Annotated in this window: 19 protein-coding genes and 1 pseudogene; 15 read left to right on the top strand and 5 right to left on the bottom strand. The window is 68.0% G+C overall.

What is annotated here, in order from left to right; genetic code table 11:
• Positions 1-10: 10 nt before the first annotated feature.
• The 3 genes and pseudogenes from HHUB_RS03245 to HHUB_RS03235 form a co-directional block, all read right to left on the bottom strand.
• Entirely contained in the window at positions 11-385 is a 375-nt protein-coding gene (locus HHUB_RS03245) for a CBS domain-containing protein (RefSeq protein ID WP_059056173.1), read from the bottom strand.
• A 61-nt stretch (positions 386-446) separates the two neighbouring features.
• Positions 447-857 carry a DoxX family membrane protein gene (locus tag HHUB_RS03240; protein WP_238324000.1) on the bottom strand — a complete coding sequence of 137 codons (411 nt, stop codon included), beginning with the start codon at positions 855-857 and terminating at the stop codon, positions 447-449.
• Between the two features lie 2 nt (positions 858-859).
• A pseudogene (locus HHUB_RS03235) lies at positions 860-1327 on the bottom strand (MaoC family dehydratase); the annotation flags it as partial.
• 330 nt (positions 1328-1657) lie between these two features.
• Between HHUB_RS03235 and HHUB_RS16515 the strand changes: the two are divergent.
• The 4 genes from HHUB_RS16515 to HHUB_RS03210 are packed head-to-tail and all read left to right on the top strand — an operon-like array spanning position 1658 to position 5495.
• Complete coding sequence (locus HHUB_RS16515) at positions 1658-2809, top strand: PGF-CTERM sorting domain-containing protein (protein ID WP_157533976.1); 1152 nt, start codon at positions 1658-1660, stop codon at positions 2807-2809.
• A 30-nt stretch (positions 2810-2839) separates the two neighbouring features.
• A complete protein-coding gene (locus HHUB_RS03220) occupies positions 2840-3700 on the top strand; it encodes an HpcH/HpaI aldolase/citrate lyase family protein (protein ID WP_059056169.1) in 861 nt (286 codons plus the stop codon).
• A 58-nt stretch (positions 3701-3758) separates the two neighbouring features.
• Positions 3759-5012 carry a Glu/Leu/Phe/Val family dehydrogenase gene (locus HHUB_RS03215; protein ID WP_059056168.1) on the top strand — a complete coding sequence of 418 codons (1254 nt, stop codon included), beginning with the start codon at positions 3759-3761 and terminating at the stop codon, positions 5010-5012.
• A 57-nt stretch (positions 5013-5069) separates the two neighbouring features.
• Positions 5070-5495 carry a hypothetical protein gene (locus tag HHUB_RS03210; protein ID WP_059056167.1) on the top strand — a complete coding sequence of 142 codons (426 nt, stop codon included), beginning with the start codon at positions 5070-5072 and terminating at the stop codon, positions 5493-5495.
• Between the two features lie 16 nt (positions 5496-5511).
• On the opposite strand, the gene HHUB_RS03205 is transcribed toward HHUB_RS03210, so the two are convergent.
• Together HHUB_RS03205 and ribH are read right to left on the bottom strand one after the other, a co-directional pair.
• Complete coding sequence (locus tag HHUB_RS03205; RefSeq protein WP_059056166.1) at positions 5512-6654, bottom strand: pyridoxal phosphate-dependent aminotransferase; 1143 nt, start codon at positions 6652-6654, stop codon at positions 5512-5514.
• Position 6655: 1 nt separating this feature from the next.
• On the bottom strand, positions 6656-7057 hold the full coding sequence (gene ribH, locus HHUB_RS03200; protein WP_059056165.1) for a 6,7-dimethyl-8-ribityllumazine synthase: 402 nt from the start codon (positions 7055-7057) through the stop codon (positions 6656-6658).
• Positions 7058-7155: 98 nt separating this feature from the next.
• On the opposite strand from ribH, the gene HHUB_RS03195 reads away from it, so the two are divergent.
• The 11 genes from HHUB_RS03195 to nuoK all read left to right on the top strand — a co-directional run bounded on the left by HHUB_RS03195 (position 7156) and on the right by nuoK (position 16046).
• On the top strand, positions 7156-8859 hold the full coding sequence (locus tag HHUB_RS03195; RefSeq protein WP_082687155.1) for a flippase activity-associated protein Agl23: 1704 nt from the start codon (positions 7156-7158) through the stop codon (positions 8857-8859).
• Positions 8860-8925: 66 nt separating this feature from the next.
• A complete protein-coding gene (locus tag HHUB_RS03190; protein WP_169793385.1) occupies positions 8926-10074 on the top strand; it encodes a 5-(carboxyamino)imidazole ribonucleotide synthase in 1149 nt (382 codons plus the stop codon).
• Positions 10071-10682, top strand: coding sequence for a 5-(carboxyamino)imidazole ribonucleotide mutase (gene purE / locus HHUB_RS03185; RefSeq protein ID WP_059056162.1), 612 nt, complete (start codon positions 10071-10073; stop codon positions 10680-10682). The genes HHUB_RS03190 and purE overlap by 4 nt, the downstream gene beginning before the upstream one ends.
• A 134-nt stretch (positions 10683-10816) precedes the next feature.
• On the top strand, positions 10817-11221 hold the full coding sequence (locus HHUB_RS03180) for an NADH-quinone oxidoreductase subunit A (protein ID WP_059056161.1): 405 nt from the start codon (positions 10817-10819) through the stop codon (positions 11219-11221).
• Entirely contained in the window at positions 11211-11918 is a 708-nt protein-coding gene (locus tag HHUB_RS03175) for an NADH-quinone oxidoreductase subunit B (RefSeq protein ID WP_059056160.1), read from the top strand. Before HHUB_RS03180 ends, HHUB_RS03175 begins: the two co-directional genes overlap by 11 nt.
• Positions 11915-13591, top strand: a complete 1677-nt coding sequence (locus HHUB_RS03170; RefSeq protein WP_059056159.1) for an NADH-quinone oxidoreductase subunit D — start codon at positions 11915-11917, stop codon at positions 13589-13591. The genes HHUB_RS03175 and HHUB_RS03170 overlap by 4 nt, the downstream gene beginning before the upstream one ends.
• A complete protein-coding gene (locus tag HHUB_RS03165; protein ID WP_059056158.1) occupies positions 13592-14644 on the top strand; it encodes a complex I subunit 1/NuoH family protein in 1053 nt (350 codons plus the stop codon).
• The gene (locus HHUB_RS03160) at positions 14641-15102 is read left to right on the top strand and encodes a NuoI/complex I 23 kDa subunit family protein (protein WP_058981641.1); all 462 of its coding nucleotides are present in this window, start codon (positions 14641-14643) and stop codon (positions 15100-15102) included. The genes HHUB_RS03165 and HHUB_RS03160 overlap by 4 nt, the downstream gene beginning before the upstream one ends.
• A gap of 58 nt (positions 15103-15160) precedes the next feature.
• Entirely contained in the window at positions 15161-15430 is a 270-nt protein-coding gene (locus tag HHUB_RS03155) for an NADH-quinone oxidoreductase subunit J (protein ID WP_059056157.1), read from the top strand.
• Positions 15427-15741 carry a hypothetical protein gene (locus tag HHUB_RS03150; RefSeq protein WP_059056156.1) on the top strand — a complete coding sequence of 105 codons (315 nt, stop codon included), beginning with the start codon at positions 15427-15429 and terminating at the stop codon, positions 15739-15741. Before HHUB_RS03155 ends, HHUB_RS03150 begins: the two co-directional genes overlap by 4 nt.
• Positions 15741-16046, top strand: a complete 306-nt coding sequence (nuoK, locus tag HHUB_RS03145) for an NADH-quinone oxidoreductase subunit NuoK (RefSeq protein WP_059056155.1) — start codon at positions 15741-15743, stop codon at positions 16044-16046. Before HHUB_RS03150 ends, nuoK begins: the two co-directional genes overlap by 1 nt.

The following is a 16046-nucleotide window of genomic DNA, read 5'->3' as shown; positions in this document are numbered from 1 at the left end:
CCCCGGCGGCCTACGAGAGGTGCGCGGTGACGTCCGTCGAGGAAATCATCCCGACGTAGTCGTCGTCCACAACCGGGAGGTGCTTGATGCCGTACGTCGTCATCATCGCGGCGACCTCCTCCATGTAGAGGTCGGGCGCGGCGGTCTCGACGTCGGTCGTCATCACGTCCCGGACCGTCAACTCGGCGACGTCCTCGCCTTCGGCGACGGCGTCGAGGACGTCCGTGCTGCTGACGATGGCGCGCGGCGTCGTCGTCACGACGAGCGCGCTGATGTCTTTCGCGCGCATCCGCTCGGCGGCCTCCCTGACGGTCGCATCCGGGCTAATCGTCTCCAGCGGCGTGGACATCACGTCCTCGACTGTGGGCTTCTCGGAAGAAGACATACGACACCCGACGCACCCTCTTACTAAGGCAGTTTCCCCGGTCGGGCGGCACGGTCGCCGCTCACTCCCGGTGCAGCGCGTCCACGAGCACCGCGAGCGCGAGGGCGACGAGACCGACGTCGCGCGCAATCACGTCCCCGAACTGCCCGGTCGTCGCCCAGACGACGGCGAGGTAGGCGATAGTCGCCGCCAGCGAGACGGACGCGACCAGCGCCGCGAACGCGATGTAGCGGTCCGCGAACAGCAGCGCGGCGAACCCGATCTCGAGCACGCCGTTCGCGAGCATGAACGCCACCGGCGAGACGACGAGCCACGGCGCGAGCCAGCCGGTGACGTAGACGGCCCACGCGGCGGGGTCGAGGAGCTTGTGGACGCCCGCCGCGAGCAGCATCGCGCCGAGTCCCCAGCGCGCGAGCGTCCCCGGGTCGGGCGCGCGAGCCCCGAGTCGTCGCGCGCGGTCGCGGACAGTCACGGTCAGTCCGCGGCGTGCTCGCGCTTCAGCGAGAGTGCGGTGCGGTCGAACTCGCAGACCAGTTCGTCGTCGCGGTTCACGGCGAACGCCTCGACGTGGAAGGTGACGACGCCGCGCTCGCCGTCGCTGGTCTCGCGCTTGTCCGTCACCGTGGACTGCGCGCGAATCGTGTCGCCGTGGAACACCGGCGCGGGATGTTCGACGTCGTCGTAGGAGAGGTTCGCGACGATGGTACCGTCGGTGGTGTCCGGGATTGTGAGCCCGACTGCGAGGCTGAGCGTGTAGAGGCCGTTGACGACGCGCTCGCCGAACTGCGTGTCGGCGGCGAACTCCTCGTCGAGGTGCAGCGGCTGCTGGTTCATCGTGAGGTCGCAGAACTGCTGGTTGTCCGCCTCGGAGACAGTGCGGCGCTTCTCGTGTTCGATGGTCTCGCCGACCTCGAAGCCCTCGTAGTAGCGTCCCGCCATGGTCGAACCCGCTCGGCCCCAATCCTTAAAACCGCCGAAAACGCGGCCGTCAGGCTTTTACGAGCCGTTTCGGCCACCACCCTTTTTCAGTAGGCGGCAGTCCATCGAGGTATGCCACGTGACTATGTGCGTGCGGGGGTGTTGGTGGCCGTGGTCGTCTCGGCAGCCATGTTCGCCGGAGCAACGACTGCTGCGACGGGAGGATCGATTTCGGCCAGTTCAGATAGCCCAGGCGAAACGACGGAGCACACCGTGAAAGCCACCGCAGACAGCGATGACGGCGGTAGTTCTTGGAATGGACTGCAAGTCGACTACAGTGGAACCGGAGCTGATGTGGGCGAAGTCGGCTCGGGGGACATCACGGAAATCTACATCAACCCCGCCGACGGCGGCGATAACATTAGCGCCTTCGACGACATAGACGACGTCTCCGTCTCAAACAACAATGAAACGCTCGGGATTAACCTCTTCGGCAACTACAATCTCGCTCAAGGAGACCAAGTTGTCGTGTCGTACAACGATGTACAGAATCCGGACGTGGGCGACTACGAAATTGATGTCTACATAAACGAACAGAGTAGTACCCCAGCGGCAACCGGAACGCTCTCAATCTCGGAAGAAACGACGACAAGCACCACTGAATCGTCCACCACCACCGAGTCATCCACTACTGAATCACCCACCACCGAATCACCCACCACCGAATCACCCACCACCGAATCACCTACCACCGAATCACCCACTACTGAATCACCCACCACCGAATCATCCACCACCGAATCACCCACGACGACGAGCGGTGGTGACGGCGACATCAGCTCCCCCGACCCGAACCCGGCGGGCGCGGTGAGCGAGACCGAGCCGTCGGTTAGCTCGGTGCCGAACGAGGCGGGCGCGACGGCGGCCCACACCGTGGGCACGCTCGTCGGGAACGAGATCGGTGACTCGTCGTGGAACGGGCTGGAAATCAATTACAGCGGGACCGGGACCGACGTGAGCAACGTCGGGCAGGGCGACGTCGTGAAGATCGGCGTCGACCGCGGGAACAACGACTCGAACGCCACCATCGACCGCTCGCTGGCGGCCTCGCTGGGCGAGGTCAGCGGGAGCAACGACGGCGAGACGCTGACGCTCGGGCTGGACGGCGACTACGAGCTACAGGAGGGCGACCAGATAATCGTCGTCTACGAGGACGTCCAGAACCCCGACGCGGGCGACTACTCGGTGGGCATCGACGTCAACCCGCAGAGTGGCGGTGAGGAGGTGAGTGCGGACCTCCACATCGACGCGGCGAACACGGCGACGGCCACTGCGACCGAGACGGCCGAGTCGACGAGCACGGCGACCGCGGAGCCGACGGAGACCGCGACCGCGGAACCGCCGGCAACCACCGAGGAATCGACGCCGTCGGCGTCGCCCGGATTCGGGACCGTCGCGGCGGTCGTCGCGCTCGCCGCCGCGGCCGCGTTGCTCGTGCGCCGATAGACATACAAGCAGCCGGGGCGACCCCCCGGCATGGCTCGACGCAGCGTTCTGTTTTCGCCGGGCGACCAGCCGGAGTTACTGCGGAAGGCGCCCGAGACTGGCGCCGATACCGTCGTCTTCGACCTCGAAGACGCGGTCGTCCCCGCGCGGAAGACCGAGGCGCGGACCGCCGTCCAGTCGGTGCTCGCGGACCCCGACTTCGACCCGGACTGCGAGGTGTGCGTGCGCGTGAACCCCATCGGGGCGGGCGCGGGCGACGACGTGGAGACGGTGCTCGCCGGTGAGAACCCGCGCCTCGACGCCGTCGTCCTCCCGAAAGCGCGGTCCGCCGACGAGGTGACGACGCTCGGCCGGCTACTCGACGAGCGCGCGTTCGACGTGCCCGTGCTGGCGCTCGTGGAGTCCGCGCGCGGCGTCCTGCACGCCGAGGAAATCGCGGACGCCGGGCCGACGGACGCGCTCGTGTTCGGCGCCGAGGACCTCGCGGCGGACCTCGGCGCGACCCGGACCGACGACGGCGTGGAAGTCCTGCACGCGCGCGAGCAGGTCGTGCTCGCGGCGAGTGCCGCAGGCGTGGACGCCATCGACACCGTCTACACGGACATCGAGGACACGGAAGGGCTCGCCGAGGAGACGGAGTTCGCCGCCCAGCTGGGGTTCGACGGGAAGCTCGCGATTCACCCCGGACAGGTCGCCCCCATCAACGACGCGTTCACGCCCGCCGAGGCGGACGTCGAGTGGGCCGAGCGCGTCCTCGACGCCAAGCAAGAGGCCGACGAGGCAGGCCACGGCGTGTACCGCGTGGACGGCGAGATGGTAGACGCGCCGCTGGTCTCGCAGGCCGAACGCATCCTCGAACGGGCGCGGGCCGCCGGCAGCGGCGACGCGTAGCGAGCGGGTCGGCGGGGGTTCCGCCACGCTTTTGCTGAGCGCTGGAGTCGGTCGGAGTATGGCGGACGCTAATCCCTTCGAGAGCCTCCAAGAGCAACTCGACGACGCGGGCGAGTACCTCGACGTCCGAGCGGACGTCCTCGACCGACTCAAGCAGCCCGAGCGCGTGCTCGAACTCACGCTCTCCGTGGAGATGGACGACGGCACCATCGAGACGTTCGACGCGTACCGCTCGCAGTTCAACGGCGACCGCGGCCCCTACAAGGGCGGCATCCGCTACCACCCCGGCGTCACCCGCGACGAGGTGAAGGCGCTCTCCGGGTGGATGGCGTACAAGACGGCGGTCGTGGACATTCCCTACGGCGGCGGGAAGGGCGGCATCGCCCTGGACCCCAGCGAGTACTCGGAGAGCGAACTCGAACGCATCACGCGGTCGTTCGCCAAGGAGATTCGGCCGTTCATCGGCGTGGACAAGGACGTGCCCGCGCCGGACGTCAACACCGGCCAGCGGGAGATGAACTGGATCAAAGACACCTACGAGAAACTGGAGAACACGACCGTGCCCGGCGTCATCACGGGGAAAGCCCTCGAGAACGGCGGGAGCAGGGGCCGCGTCGAGGCGACCGGGCGCTCGACGATGTTCGCCGCCCGCGAGGTCTTCGACTACCTCGACGAGGAGATGGCGGAGGCCACCGTCGCCGTACAGGGGTACGGAAACGCCGGCTCCATCGCCGCGCGACTGCTCGAAGACCTCGGCGCGCACGTCGTCGCCGTCTCGGACTCCTCGGGCGCCATCTACAACCCCGAGGGGTTCGACACGCGCCACGTCAAGGAGTTCAAGCGCGAGACCGGCAGCGTCGCCGGCTACGACGGCGCCACCGAGGAGTTCGGCAACGACGACCTGCTCACGCTGGACGTGGACCTGCTGGTGCCAGCCGCGCTGGAGAACGCCATCGACGGCAACCTCGCGCGCGACGTGCAGGCCGACGTGGTCGTGGAGGCCGCGAACGGCCCGCTCACGCCCGACGCCGACGACGTGCTCACGGAGAAGAACGTCCACGTCGTGCCGGACATCCTCGCGAACGCGGGCGGCGTCACCGTCTCGTACTTCGAGTGGGTGCAGAACCGCCAGCGCTTCCAGTGGACCGAACAGCGCGTCAACGAGGAGCTGGAGGCGGTCATCACGAACGCCTTCGACGCGATAATCGACGCCTACGAGGCCAACGACCTCCCGAACCTCCGCACGGCCGCGTACGTCGTCGCCGTCCAGCGCGTCGTCGACGCCTACGAGGGCAGCGGGAGCTGGCCGTAGCGGCGCGCGAGAACCCGCGAAATCCTGAAGTGGGCGGCGGGCGCGCTCGCAGACGTCATGCCCTCCACGAGAACGTTCGTCACCGTCGCCGTCGCCGCCGTCGTCGCCGTCGCGGTCACCCTGCGGCGGTACGTCACGCTCCTCGTCGTCGAACTCCCTATCGACGTGACGCCGCAACTGTTGACGCGGGCCACGCTGGGCGGCCGGTTCGCCGCGTTCGTGCTCGTCTACGGACTCCTGTTCGGGGTCGCCTACTGGGCGGGGACGCACGCGAGCGAGCGCGACGACGCCACGCTCGCGGCAGCGACGTTCGCGGCCGCGGCGACGACCGCGCTGGCCGTGTCCGTCGGCGTGGTCGCGTTCACCGGCGGTAGCACGCAGAGTATCGTCTTCGACGTCGCGGCCGTCGTCGCCACCAGCGTCGCCACCGGCGTCAAGTTAGCAGTCGTCGCGTTCGCCGGCGTCGCCGCCGGCGGACGGTAGAAGAACGGCAGTCGCGTTACAGGTAGCCTTCTTCGGCGAGGCGATCGACGGCTTCTTCGAGGCGCTCCGTACTCGCCGCGTAGGAGATGCGCGCGTAGCCCGGCGTACCGAACGCGCTCCCGGGGACGGTCGCGACGTGGGCGTCCTTCAGGGCGTCCTGACACCACTGCTGGTCGTCCTCGTCCACGGGCACCATCACGTAGAACGCGCCGTCCGGCTCGGGGACGTCCGTGCCGTGCTCGGCGAACAGCTCCAGCAGGCGGTCTTTCCGGGACTCGAACGCCTCGACCATCTCCTCGACGGCCCCGTCGGTGTTCTCGATGGCTTCGACGCCGCCGTGCTGGACGAAGTTCGTCGCCGACGAGACGGAGTGCGAGTGCACCTTCCCCGCCTGGTCGATGAGCTCCTCGGGTCCCGCGAGGTAGCCCAGACGCCAGCCGGTCATCGCGTACGCCTTCGAGAAGCCGTTGATGGTGACGGTGCGCTCGAACATCCCGTCGAGGGCGGCGAGGCTGACGTGCTCGCGGCCGTAGTTGATGTGCTGGTAGATTTCGTCGGAGATGACCGTGACGTCGTGCTCGACGGCGAGGTCGCGGACGCCCTCCATGGCCTCCCGCGAGTACACCGAGCCCGTGGGGTTGCTCGGCGAGTTCACGACCAGCAGCTCGGTGTCGTCGGAAATCGTGGCGGCGAGTTCGTCCAGCGCCGGCTCCAGCTGGAAGTCGTGCGGCGAGAGGTCCACGCGGGAGAGGTCGGCGCCCGCGATCTTCGCCATCGCCTCGTAGGACACCCACGCGGGGTCCAGCAGGACGACCTCGTCGCCGTCGTCGACCAGCGCCTGGAACGTCTCGAACAGCGCCTGCTTGGCGCCCGGCGTCACGATGACGTTGCCCGCCTCGTAGTCGATGCCGTCGCCGCGGAGCTTCGCCGCGATGGCCTCCCGCAGCTCCGGGATGCCGTTCGAGGACGTGTAGCCGGTCTCGCCGGCTTCGAGGGCGTCCTCGGCGGCGTCCTTGACGTTCTGCGGCGTGTCGAAGTCCGGTTCGCCGACCGAGAGGTCGATGACGTCCTTGCCCTCGGCCTCCAGTTCGTTCGCGAGGTTGCTGACCGCGAGCGTCGCGCTCGGTTCGACTCGTCGTACCCTGTCGGTGAAGTCCATCTTAGAGTTCCTCCGCGAGGTGAATCGCGCTGTCTACTGCCTCTGCGCCCTTCTGCACGCGTTCGCGGGCTTCCGCCCCCGACATCCCCGGCCCCGCGACGCCGAACGCCACCGGCGTGTCGCGGTCGAGGCTGACGTCGGTGAGCTTCTGTGCGGTCGCGTGAGCGATGACGTCGTCGTGGTCGGTGTCGCCCGTGACGATGGCGCCGACGACCGCGACGGCGTCGACGTCGTCGCGGCGCGCGAGCCGGTCGGCGGCCAGCGGCGCGTCGTACGCGCCCGGCACGCGGACCAACTCCACGACGTCGGCGCCCGCGTCGTCGGCGGTCTCGACGGCCGCCGTCTCCATCTGTTCGGTGACGCTGCGGTTGAACTCCGCAACGACGAGCCCGAGCTCTACCATACTCGTGGGGTCTCCCGGCGCGGATAAAGGCCTACCGTTACGGACAGTTCCCGCGAACCCACAAGTTTGTATGCACCCCGTTCCGTTTGGCGAACGAAATGCCCTCCTTCGGACGCCGCCGCACCACGGCGCTGGCAGTCGGCCTCGCCGTGCTGGCCGCGCTCGCGCTACGGTTCGTCGCGCTCGGCGACCGCATCTTCCACTGGGACGAGGCCCGCGTCGGCTACTGGGTGCTCCAGTACGCCGCGAGCGGCGAGTGGGCGTACCGCGCCATCGTCCACGGGCCGTTCCTCTTCCACGTCAACGAGTCGTTGTTCGGCGTCTTCGGCAGCAGTGACGCCGTGGCTCGCGCACCGGTCGCGGTCGTCGGCGCGCTCCTCCCGGCGACGGCGTGGCTGTTCCGCGCGCGCCTCGACGACGTGGAGGTCGCAGCGCTGGCCGGCCTGCTCGCGCTCAACCCCGTGCTCGTCTACTACTCGCGGTTCATGCGCAGTGACGTGCTCGTCGCCGCGTTCAGCTTCGCCGCGCTCGGCCTCGCGGTGCGCGCGCTCGACACCCGCCGCGGCGGCTACCTCGTCGCCGCCGGCGCGGTGCTCGGGCTGGCGTTCACGACCAAGGAGAACGCGCTCGTCTACGTCGCGATGTTCGTCGGCGCGAGCGCGCTCCTGTTGGACGAACAGCTGTTCACGGCGCGCAAGCGCGACGAATCCTTCGAGCGCGTGCTCCACGAGAACCTCCGGCGCGTCGGCAGCGGACTGTTCGCGTGGCGCCGCGCCATCGCGGGCGGCGTACTCGCGTTCTTCGTCGTGGTCGTCGTCTTCTACGCGCCCCGCCCGGAGTTCTACACCGCGCTCGCGAACCCGACACAACTGCCGGGCGTCGTCGCCGCCGGCACGGCCGGCGCGTGGACGGAGTTTTGGAGCACGTGGGGCGTCAGCGGCAGCGCCTCCCGCCAGCACAGCTACGTCGCGTTCCTCGCGGACGCGCTGCGGACGCTCGGCGCGGCGTCGCTGATGCTCGTCGCCGCCGCGGTCGTCGGCTTCCTCGCGGAGCGCTACGTCGCCGACGAGCCCCGTGACCTCGTGCTGTTCGCGGGCTACTGGGCGGTCGCGTCGGTCGTCGTCTACCCCGCGATTACGGACATCTCCGGGCACTGGTCGGTCGTCCACGCGGTGGTTCCGCTGGCGATTCCCGCGGCCGTCGGCGTGCGCGTGGTCGTAGACCGCGGCCGGTCGGCCTACCGGAGCGACGACCGCGTCGGCGTCGCCCTCGCCGCGCTCGTGTTGCTCGCAGCGGTCGGACAGATGGGCGCCGTCACCGCGGAGACGTCGTACCTGATGCCGCAGGACGACGAGAACGCGCTCGTCCAGTACGGCCAACCCGGCAGCGACATGCGTGCGACGCTGGATCGAATCGAGCGCATCGCCCCCGAGAACGACGGGACGGACGTGCTCTACTACGGCAGTCACTTCCACGTCACCGGCGAGTACGACGCCTCCGACCCGGACAGCGTCGCGGGGACGAACTGGTTCAATCGGCTGCCGCTGCCGTGGTACACCGAGCGCGCGGACGCGGTGACCGACTCCACGACGCGGCTGACCGAACCGACAGCGGGGAACGTCACCGGCAGCGTGGCGACCACCGACGCGCCGGTCGTCGTGACCGAGGCGAAGAACTACCGGGGCGTCCGCGAGCACCTCGGCGCCGAGTACGAGGGGTGGACGTACGAACTCACGGCGACGGACACGGTAATCGTGGTCTTCGTGGACACGGAGGCACCGGGCTTCGCCGAGCCTGAATAACCACGGGCGTGGATACTTCGTCGGCCGGTTCGGCAATTCTTATGCAGGAGTAGGCGGAAGTCACGGGTGATGACGGTACCCGTTCCCGGAGCGACAGTCGGGGTCGTCGGCGGCGGCCAGCTCGGCCGGATGCTCGCGGAGGCCGCGAGCCCGCTGGGCGTCGAGGTGGTCGTCCTCGACCCGACGCCGGACTGCCCGGCGTGCCCGCCCGCCGCCGACCAAATCGTCGGCGAGTTCGACGACCGCGACGCCATCCGCGAGCTCGCCGAGCGCGCGGACGTGCTCACGTACGAAATCGAGCTCGCGGACCCCGAAGCGCTCGCGGACGTCGGCGACGAACACGACGTGCCCGTCCACCCCTCGCCGGGGACGCTGGAGACGATTCAGGACAAGCTCGTGCAGAACCGAGCGTTCGCGGACGCCGGCGTCCCCGTCCCGTCGTTCCGCGCGGTCAACGACGCCGACGATCTCGAAGCCGCCTTCGAGGAGTTCGGCCGACCGCTGATGCTGAAACAGCGCACCGGCGGCTACGACGGCCGCGGGAACGCGCCCGTGGAGACGGTCGCGGAGGCCCGCGAGACCTTCGACGGCCTCGACGGGCTGGTCGCCGAGGAGCTCGTGGACTTCGACCGCGAGCTGTCGGTCATCGCGGCCAGCGGCGACGGCGAGACGGCGGCGTTCCCGGTCGCGGAGAACATCCACGAGGCAGAGATTCTCCGGGAGTCGGTCGTGCCGGCGCGCACCAGCGAGCGCGTCCGCGAGGACGCGACTGCGGTCGCCGAGAACGTGCTGGACGCGCTGGACGGCCGCGGCGTCTTCGGCGTCGAACTGTTCGAGGCCGACGGCCGAATTCTCGTCAACGAGGTGGCGCCCCGCCCGCACAACTCCGGGCACTACACCATCGAGGGCTGTCACACCTCGCAGTTCGAGCAGTTCGCCCGCGCGCTCTGCGGGCTCCCGCTCGGGGACACGACGCTCCGCCAGCCGACCGTGATGGCGAACGTGCTCGGCGACCCCGACGCCGAGGAGCGCCCCGCCGAACTGGCGGGCGTGACGAGCGCGCTGCGGGACGACCGCATCGCCCTCCACTGGTACGGCAAGCGCGACGTCCGCCCGCTCCGGAAGATGGGCCACCTGACGGTCGTCGGCGACGACCGCGGCGAACTCCTGATGCGCGCTCGCGCCGCCCGCGACGCTCTCTCGTTCAACCAATGACCACAGTCACAGACCTCGTCGAGCTGTTCGAATCGGAAGCCGCACGGGACCGCCCCAGCGAGCAGACGCCCGACGTCGGGATTATCATGGGCAGCGACAGCGACCTCGACGTGATGGCGGGCGCCCACGACGCGCTCGTCGACCTCGGGTTCGCAGAAGTCACGGACTACGACGACCCACCGGAGGGGTACTCCTTCGAGTCGTGGGTCGTCTCCGCGCACCGGACGCCGGACCTGATGTACGCGTACGCGGAGACCGCCGCCGACCGCGGGCTCGACGTCATCATCGCGGGCGCCGGCGGGAAGTCCGCGGACCTCCCGAACATGACCGCGTCGCTGGCGTACCCGATTCCGGTCGTCGGCGTCCCAGTGCAGGAGAAGTCCGTGGACTCGGTCATCGGGATGCCGACGGGCGCCCCCATCACGGCCGTGGACGCCGGCAAGTCCTACAATGCGGGGCTGTCGGCCGCGCAGTTCCTCGCGACCGGCGACGACGAGCTCGCGCAGCGACTCCGCGACCTCCACGCCGACCAGAGCGAGGGGGTCGCGGACGTGTCCCGCGAACTGCACGAACGCGGGACGCCGGGCTTCCGGGCGAGCCGGGACTGACCAGTCACCTCCCCGACGCCCGAACGCCGCAGTCGCCCTGAAACGCCAAAATTCTGCCGCGTGCGGCCGTGCGGGCATAAATCAACGTTTATGGGCGTGGGGTCCAAACTCCCGCTCGTCACGGAGACACTCCTATGAATCCATGGATCGCCATCGGTATGTTGGCGCTCGTGGGCATCCTCATCCCGGTAACGATGATGACGGTGTCCTCGTTGTTGCGCCCGACCGTACCTGAACAAGGGAAGCGAGCCACCTACGAGAGTGGCGAGGTTCCGACGGGGGACGCGCGCGTCCAGTTCAACATCCAGTACTACATGGTCGCGCTGCTGTTCCTCGTGTTCGACATCGAGACCGTTCTCATCTTCCCGTGGACCGTCATCTACCAGGACGCCGTCCAGTCCGCCGGCCTGACGCGCGCGCTGCTGCCGATGCTCGTCTTCATCGGCGTGCTCGTCGTCGGCCTCGCGTGGGCGTGGCGCAAGGGCGTCGTTCGGTGGGTGCGAACACCGCGGCACGGAGGAAAACCACATGAGCAGTGACCAACCACGCGACAGTATTACGGGAGCCAGCGAACCGCTGACCGACACCCGCGAGGCCCGAATGGGGGAGGGCGTCGACAACCGGTTCAACTCGAAACTCCGGGAGGCGTTCGGCTCGACGCCGTTCATCCTCACGAAGTTCGACAAGTTCATGAACTGGGTCCGGGGGTCGAGCATGTTCATGCTGCAGTTCGGTATCGCTTGCTGCAGCATCGAAATGATGCACACGTACTCGGTCAAACACGACCTCGACCGCTTCCACGCCGGCGTCCCGCGGGCGTCCCCGCGGCAGGCCGACGTGATGATCGTGCCGGGGACTATCGTCTCGAAGTTCGCCCCGCGCATGAAGCGCGTCTACGACCAGATGCCCGAGCCGAAGTTCGTCGTCGGCATGGGCAACTGCACGGCCTCCGGCGGCCCCTTCCAGGAGGGGTACAACGTCGTGAAGGGCGCCGAGGAGGTCATCCCCGTGGACATCCACATCCCCGGCTGCCCGCCCCGCCCCGAAGCGCTCGTCTACGGCGTCGCGAAGCTCCAGGAACGCATCGCCAACGGCGAGTCCTCGCCGGTCACGGTCAAGCCCTACGAGCTCGAACAGTTCGGGGACCTCGACCGCGACGAGATGGTCCAGAAGCTCGCAGACGACATCGACGAGGAGACGCTCGTCATGCGCTACAACTGGGCTGATTCGCCATGAGCACGTACGACGAACGGAACGCCGAACCGCCGACGACCGAGTCCGGCGACGTCGACGGTGACGCCATCGAGGAGCTGCTCGGCGACCACGTCCTCGACCGCGAACAGCACCTCAACGCCGACGCGTACGTCGTCCGCGCGGACGCCGTCCAGGACGTCCTCCAGACGCTTCGAGAGGAGGCCGGCTTCGACCACCTCTCGTGTGTCACCGCGGAGGAACACGAGGACCGCTTCGAGAGCATCTACCACCTCAAGCAGTACGACGACCCGACCAACGAGGTCAGCGTCGTCGTGCCGACCTCCCGCGAGGAGCCGGTCAGCGAGAGCGCGGCGCCCGTGTTCCGCACCGCCGACTGGCACGAGCGGGAGGCCTACGACCTCGTCGGCATCGAGTACGACGACCATCCGAACCTCGAACGCATCCTCCTCCCCGACACGTGGCAGGGCCACCCCCTGGGTCTGGACTACAACCAGGACAAGCCCCAGATTGTCACGTTCGAGGAGAACGCCAACCCGCTGGAGGACCACGCCCGCGGCGGCGAGGACTCGGACACGATGTACCTCAACATCGGTCCCCACCACCCCGCCACGCACGGCGTCCTCCACGTCGAGACGGTGCTGGACGGCGAGCAGGTCGCGGACGTCAACCCCGACATCGGCTACCTCCACCGCTGTGAGGAGCAGATGGCCCAGAAGGGGACGTACCGCTACCAGATTATGCCGTACCCCGACCGCTGGGACTACGGCCCGGGCGGCATCATCAACGAGTGGGCGTACGCCCGCGCCGCCGAGGACCTCGCGGACATCGAGGTCCCCGAGTACGCGCAGGTCATCCGGACGATGGGCGCGGAGATGTGCCGCATCGCCTGCCACCTGCTCGCCACTGCGACGTTCGCACTGGACCTCTACGGCGACTTCACCGCCATCTTCATGTACGGCATGCGGGACCGGGAGATCGTCCAGAACCTCCTGGAGGACCTCACCGGCCAGCGCATGATGTTCAACTACCTCCGACTGGGCGGGGTCGTCTGGGACATCCCCGAGCCCCGCGAGGAGTACTTCGAGAACGTCCGGGACTTCCTCGACGACCTCCCGGCGAAGCTCGACGAGTACCACGACCTCATCACGGAGAACGAGATCTTCCAGTCGCGGTGCGTCGACACCGGCTACCTCGACCCCGAGGTCGCAAAAGACTACGGCGTCACGGGCCCGGTCGCCCGCGGCTCCGGCATCGACTACGACGTCCGCCGCGACGACCCCTACGGCTACTACGACGAGCTGGAGTGGGACGTCGTCACCGAGGACGGCGGCGACAACTTCGCGCGCCTCCTCGTGCGGATGCGCGAAATCGAGCAGTCCGCCCGCATCATCGAGCAGTGCGTCGACCTGCTGGAGGACTGGCCGGAGGACGAGCGCGAGATTCAGGCCAACGTCCCGCGCACCCTCAAGCCGGAAGCCGGCAAGGAGACCTACCGCACCGTCGAGGGCGCGAAGGGCGAACTCGGCATCTACATCCGCGCGGACGGCACCGAGAAGCCCGGCCGCTTCAAGATTCGCAGCCCGGCGTTCTCGAACCTCTCCGCGCTCCAGGAGATGTCCACCGGCGAGTACATCCCGGACCTCATCGCCACGCTCGGCAGCCTCGACGTGATTCTCGGGGAGGTGGACAGGTAGATGGCGACGGCGACGCCACTCCCCGACACCATCAGCGACATCCTCGGCATCGGCGGCTTCGCCGGGGAGCTGTTGTCGATGCTGCTCGGCGCGGCGCTCGTCGGCACCATCATGCTGACGATGACGGCGTTCGCCGGCCCGTGGGCGAAACGGAAGATTACCGCGGCGTTCACGGACCGCGTCTCCGTCAACCGCATCGGCCCGATGGGGCTGGGGACCATCATCGTCGACGCGGTCCGCCTGCTGTCGAAGGAGCTCATCATCCCCGAGGGCTCCGACCGGCCCGCCTACGACATCGCGCCGGTCGTGCTCGCGGGCTCGGCGATTCTCGGCTTCGCCGTGATTCCGATGGGCAACGGCATCCACCTCGCCGACCCCGAGACGGGGCTGGTGTTCGTGTTCGCCGTCGCCTCCATCGCGAGCCTCGGGCTCCTGATGGGCGGGTACGCGTCGAACAACAAGTACAGCCTGCTCGGCGGCCTGCGGGCCGTCGCACAGAACATCGCCTACGAGATTCCGCTCGTCGTCACCGCGGCCTCCGTCGTGCTGTTCACGGGGTCGCTGCAGATGAGCGAAATCGTCGCCGCCCAGAGCGCGGAACTGACGACCATCGCCGGGCTCCGGATTCCGGCGTGGTTCGCGTTCGTCAACCCGTTCGCGTTCGTGCTGTTCATGGTGGCGAACCTCGCGGAGGTGGGCCGCAACCCCTTCGACACGCCCGAAGCGCCGACCGAAATCGTCGGTGGCTACCAGACCGAGTACTCCTCGGTGTACTTCGTGCTGTTCTACCTCGGCGAGTTCGTCCACATCTTCCTCGGCGGCGCCATCATCGCGACGCTGTTCCTCGGCGGCCCGGCGGGACCGTTCCTCCCCGGGTTCGTCTGGTTCACCATCAAGATCTGGGCGGTGTTCCTGTTCACGCAGTGGTGCCGGTCGGCGGTCCCCCGCGTGCGCATCGACCAGATTATCGAGATTGGCTGGAAGGGCCTGCTGGTCCTCTCCTTTGCTAATCTCGTGCTCACCGCAGTTATCCTCGGGGTGCTCGGAATATGATTGGACTACTCAAAGGGATGGCAACGACGATGAAACACGCCCTCGACGGTGACACGTTCACCGTCGAGTACCCGGAGGAAGCGCCGGAAGTCAGTCCGCGCTTCCGCGGCGTGCACAAGTTCAGCCAAGAACGCTGCATCTGGTGTCGCCAGTGCGAGAACGTCTGCCCGAACGACACCATCCAGATCGTGACGGACAAGCAGCGCAACGGCGAGCAGTACAACCTCCACGTCGGCCAGTGCATCTACTGTCGGCTCTGCGAGGAGGTCTGTCCGGTGGACGCGATTCTCCTCACGGAGAACTTCGAGTTCACCGGGGACACGAAACACGACCTCGTGTTCAACAAGGAACAGCTGAAGAACGTGCCGTGGTACAACGACCTCGACCCGCTGGCGTCCCGCGAACCCGACCGGGGAGCGTGGGTCGGCGAAGGCGAAGGCGAGGTCGACTACCAGTAGGCCCGCGCCCGTCTCGAAACCTACAAAGGGCGTATTTGCGAACCACAAGGTGACTGAAATGACGACCGAAACAATCGCGTTCGGGCTGTTCGCGCTGCTCACCGTAGCGTGCAGTCTCGGCGCTGTCCTGGTGCGGGACGTGTGGCACTCCGCGCTGCTGCTCGGCGGCTCGCTGATGAGCTTCGCCGTGCACTACGTGATGCTACAGGCGGAGTTCGTCGCCGCGATGCAGATTCTCGTCTACGTCGGCGGCGTCCTCATCCTCATCACGTTCGCGGTGATGCTCACACGTCAAACTGGAGGTACAGAAGAGGTGACTAACGCATGACGACGCGACCACGGCTGCGCGACCCGTCGACGTTCGTGACGGGCATCGTCGCGGTGGCGCTGTTCGCCGTGCTCGCTGCCGTGTTCCTCGGCGCCGGCTTCGAGGGCGCGGTCGGCTTCGCCGGCGACGCGAACGTCACGGCGACCATCGGCTACGCGCTGATGGGCCTGATGGACGTCGCGACCGAGAACACGGTCGCCAGCGAGAGCTTCCTCGCGGCGTTCATCATCGTCGCGCTACTGTTGGACGCCGCGCTGGAGGGGTCGGTGCTGCTCGCGAGCCGCGACAACGAAGGGGGTGACGGCGAGTAATGGCCGTCGCCGTCGAGTACTACCTCCTGTTGTCCGCGGCCGTGTTCTGCACGGGCGTGTTCGGCGTGCTCACGCGCGAGAACGCGCTCATGTTCCTCATCAGCGTGGAGCTGATGCTGAACTCCGCGAACATCAACCTCGTGGCGTTCTCGCACTTCTACGGGAACCTCACGGGGCAGGTGTTCGCCCTGTTCGTGATGGCGCTGGCCGCGGCGGAGGTCGCCGTCGGCCTCGGCATCGTACTCGTGTTGTACCGCAACTTCGGTGACATCGACGTGCGCGACGCGACGACGATGAGGTGGTAA

This window comes from Halobacterium hubeiense, assembly GCF_001488575.1.
GTDB lineage: Archaea > Halobacteriota > Halobacteria > Halobacteriales > Halobacteriaceae > Halobacterium > Halobacterium hubeiense.
Note: the sequence above shows the minus strand (reverse complement) of the source record. Positions and strands in the feature narration are given on the sequence as shown.

Excerpts from the sequence above, each read along its gene's own strand:
- HHUB_RS03170 (WP_059056159.1), top strand. The coding sequence starts at position 11,915 with ATGAGCACGTACGACGAACGGAACGCCGAACCGCCGACGACCGAGTCC.
- HHUB_RS03215 (WP_059056168.1), top strand. The coding sequence starts at position 3,759 with ATGGCGGACGCTAATCCCTTCGAGAGCCTCCAAGAGCAACTCGACGAC.
- HHUB_RS03165 (WP_059056158.1), top strand. The coding sequence starts at position 13,592 with ATGGCGACGGCGACGCCACTCCCCGACACCATCAGCGACATCCTCGGC.
- HHUB_RS03155 (WP_059056157.1), top strand. The coding sequence starts at position 15,161 with ATGACGACCGAAACAATCGCGTTCGGGCTGTTCGCGCTGCTCACCGTA.
- HHUB_RS03210 (WP_059056167.1), top strand. The coding sequence starts at position 5,070 with ATGCCCTCCACGAGAACGTTCGTCACCGTCGCCGTCGCCGCCGTCGTC.
- HHUB_RS03180 (WP_059056161.1), top strand. The coding sequence starts at position 10,817 with ATGAATCCATGGATCGCCATCGGTATGTTGGCGCTCGTGGGCATCCTC.
- nuoK (WP_059056155.1), top strand. The coding sequence starts at position 15,741 with ATGGCCGTCGCCGTCGAGTACTACCTCCTGTTGTCCGCGGCCGTGTTC.
- HHUB_RS03150 (WP_059056156.1), top strand. The coding sequence starts at position 15,427 with ATGACGACGCGACCACGGCTGCGCGACCCGTCGACGTTCGTGACGGGC.
- HHUB_RS03245 (WP_059056173.1), bottom strand. The coding sequence starts at position 385 with ATGTCTTCTTCCGAGAAGCCCACAGTCGAGGACGTGATGTCCACGCCG.
- HHUB_RS03195 (WP_082687155.1), top strand. The coding sequence starts at position 7,156 with ATGCCCTCCTTCGGACGCCGCCGCACCACGGCGCTGGCAGTCGGCCTC.
- HHUB_RS03160 (WP_058981641.1), top strand. The coding sequence starts at position 14,641 with ATGATTGGACTACTCAAAGGGATGGCAACGACGATGAAACACGCCCTC.
- HHUB_RS03175 (WP_059056160.1), top strand. The coding sequence starts at position 11,211 with ATGAGCAGTGACCAACCACGCGACAGTATTACGGGAGCCAGCGAACCG.
- ribH (WP_059056165.1), bottom strand. The coding sequence starts at position 7,057 with ATGGTAGAGCTCGGGCTCGTCGTTGCGGAGTTCAACCGCAGCGTCACC.
- purE (WP_059056162.1), top strand. The coding sequence starts at position 10,071 with ATGACCACAGTCACAGACCTCGTCGAGCTGTTCGAATCGGAAGCCGCA.
- HHUB_RS03205 (WP_059056166.1), bottom strand. The coding sequence starts at position 6,654 with ATGGACTTCACCGACAGGGTACGACGAGTCGAACCGAGCGCGACGCTC.
- HHUB_RS03220 (WP_059056169.1), top strand. The coding sequence starts at position 2,840 with ATGGCTCGACGCAGCGTTCTGTTTTCGCCGGGCGACCAGCCGGAGTTA.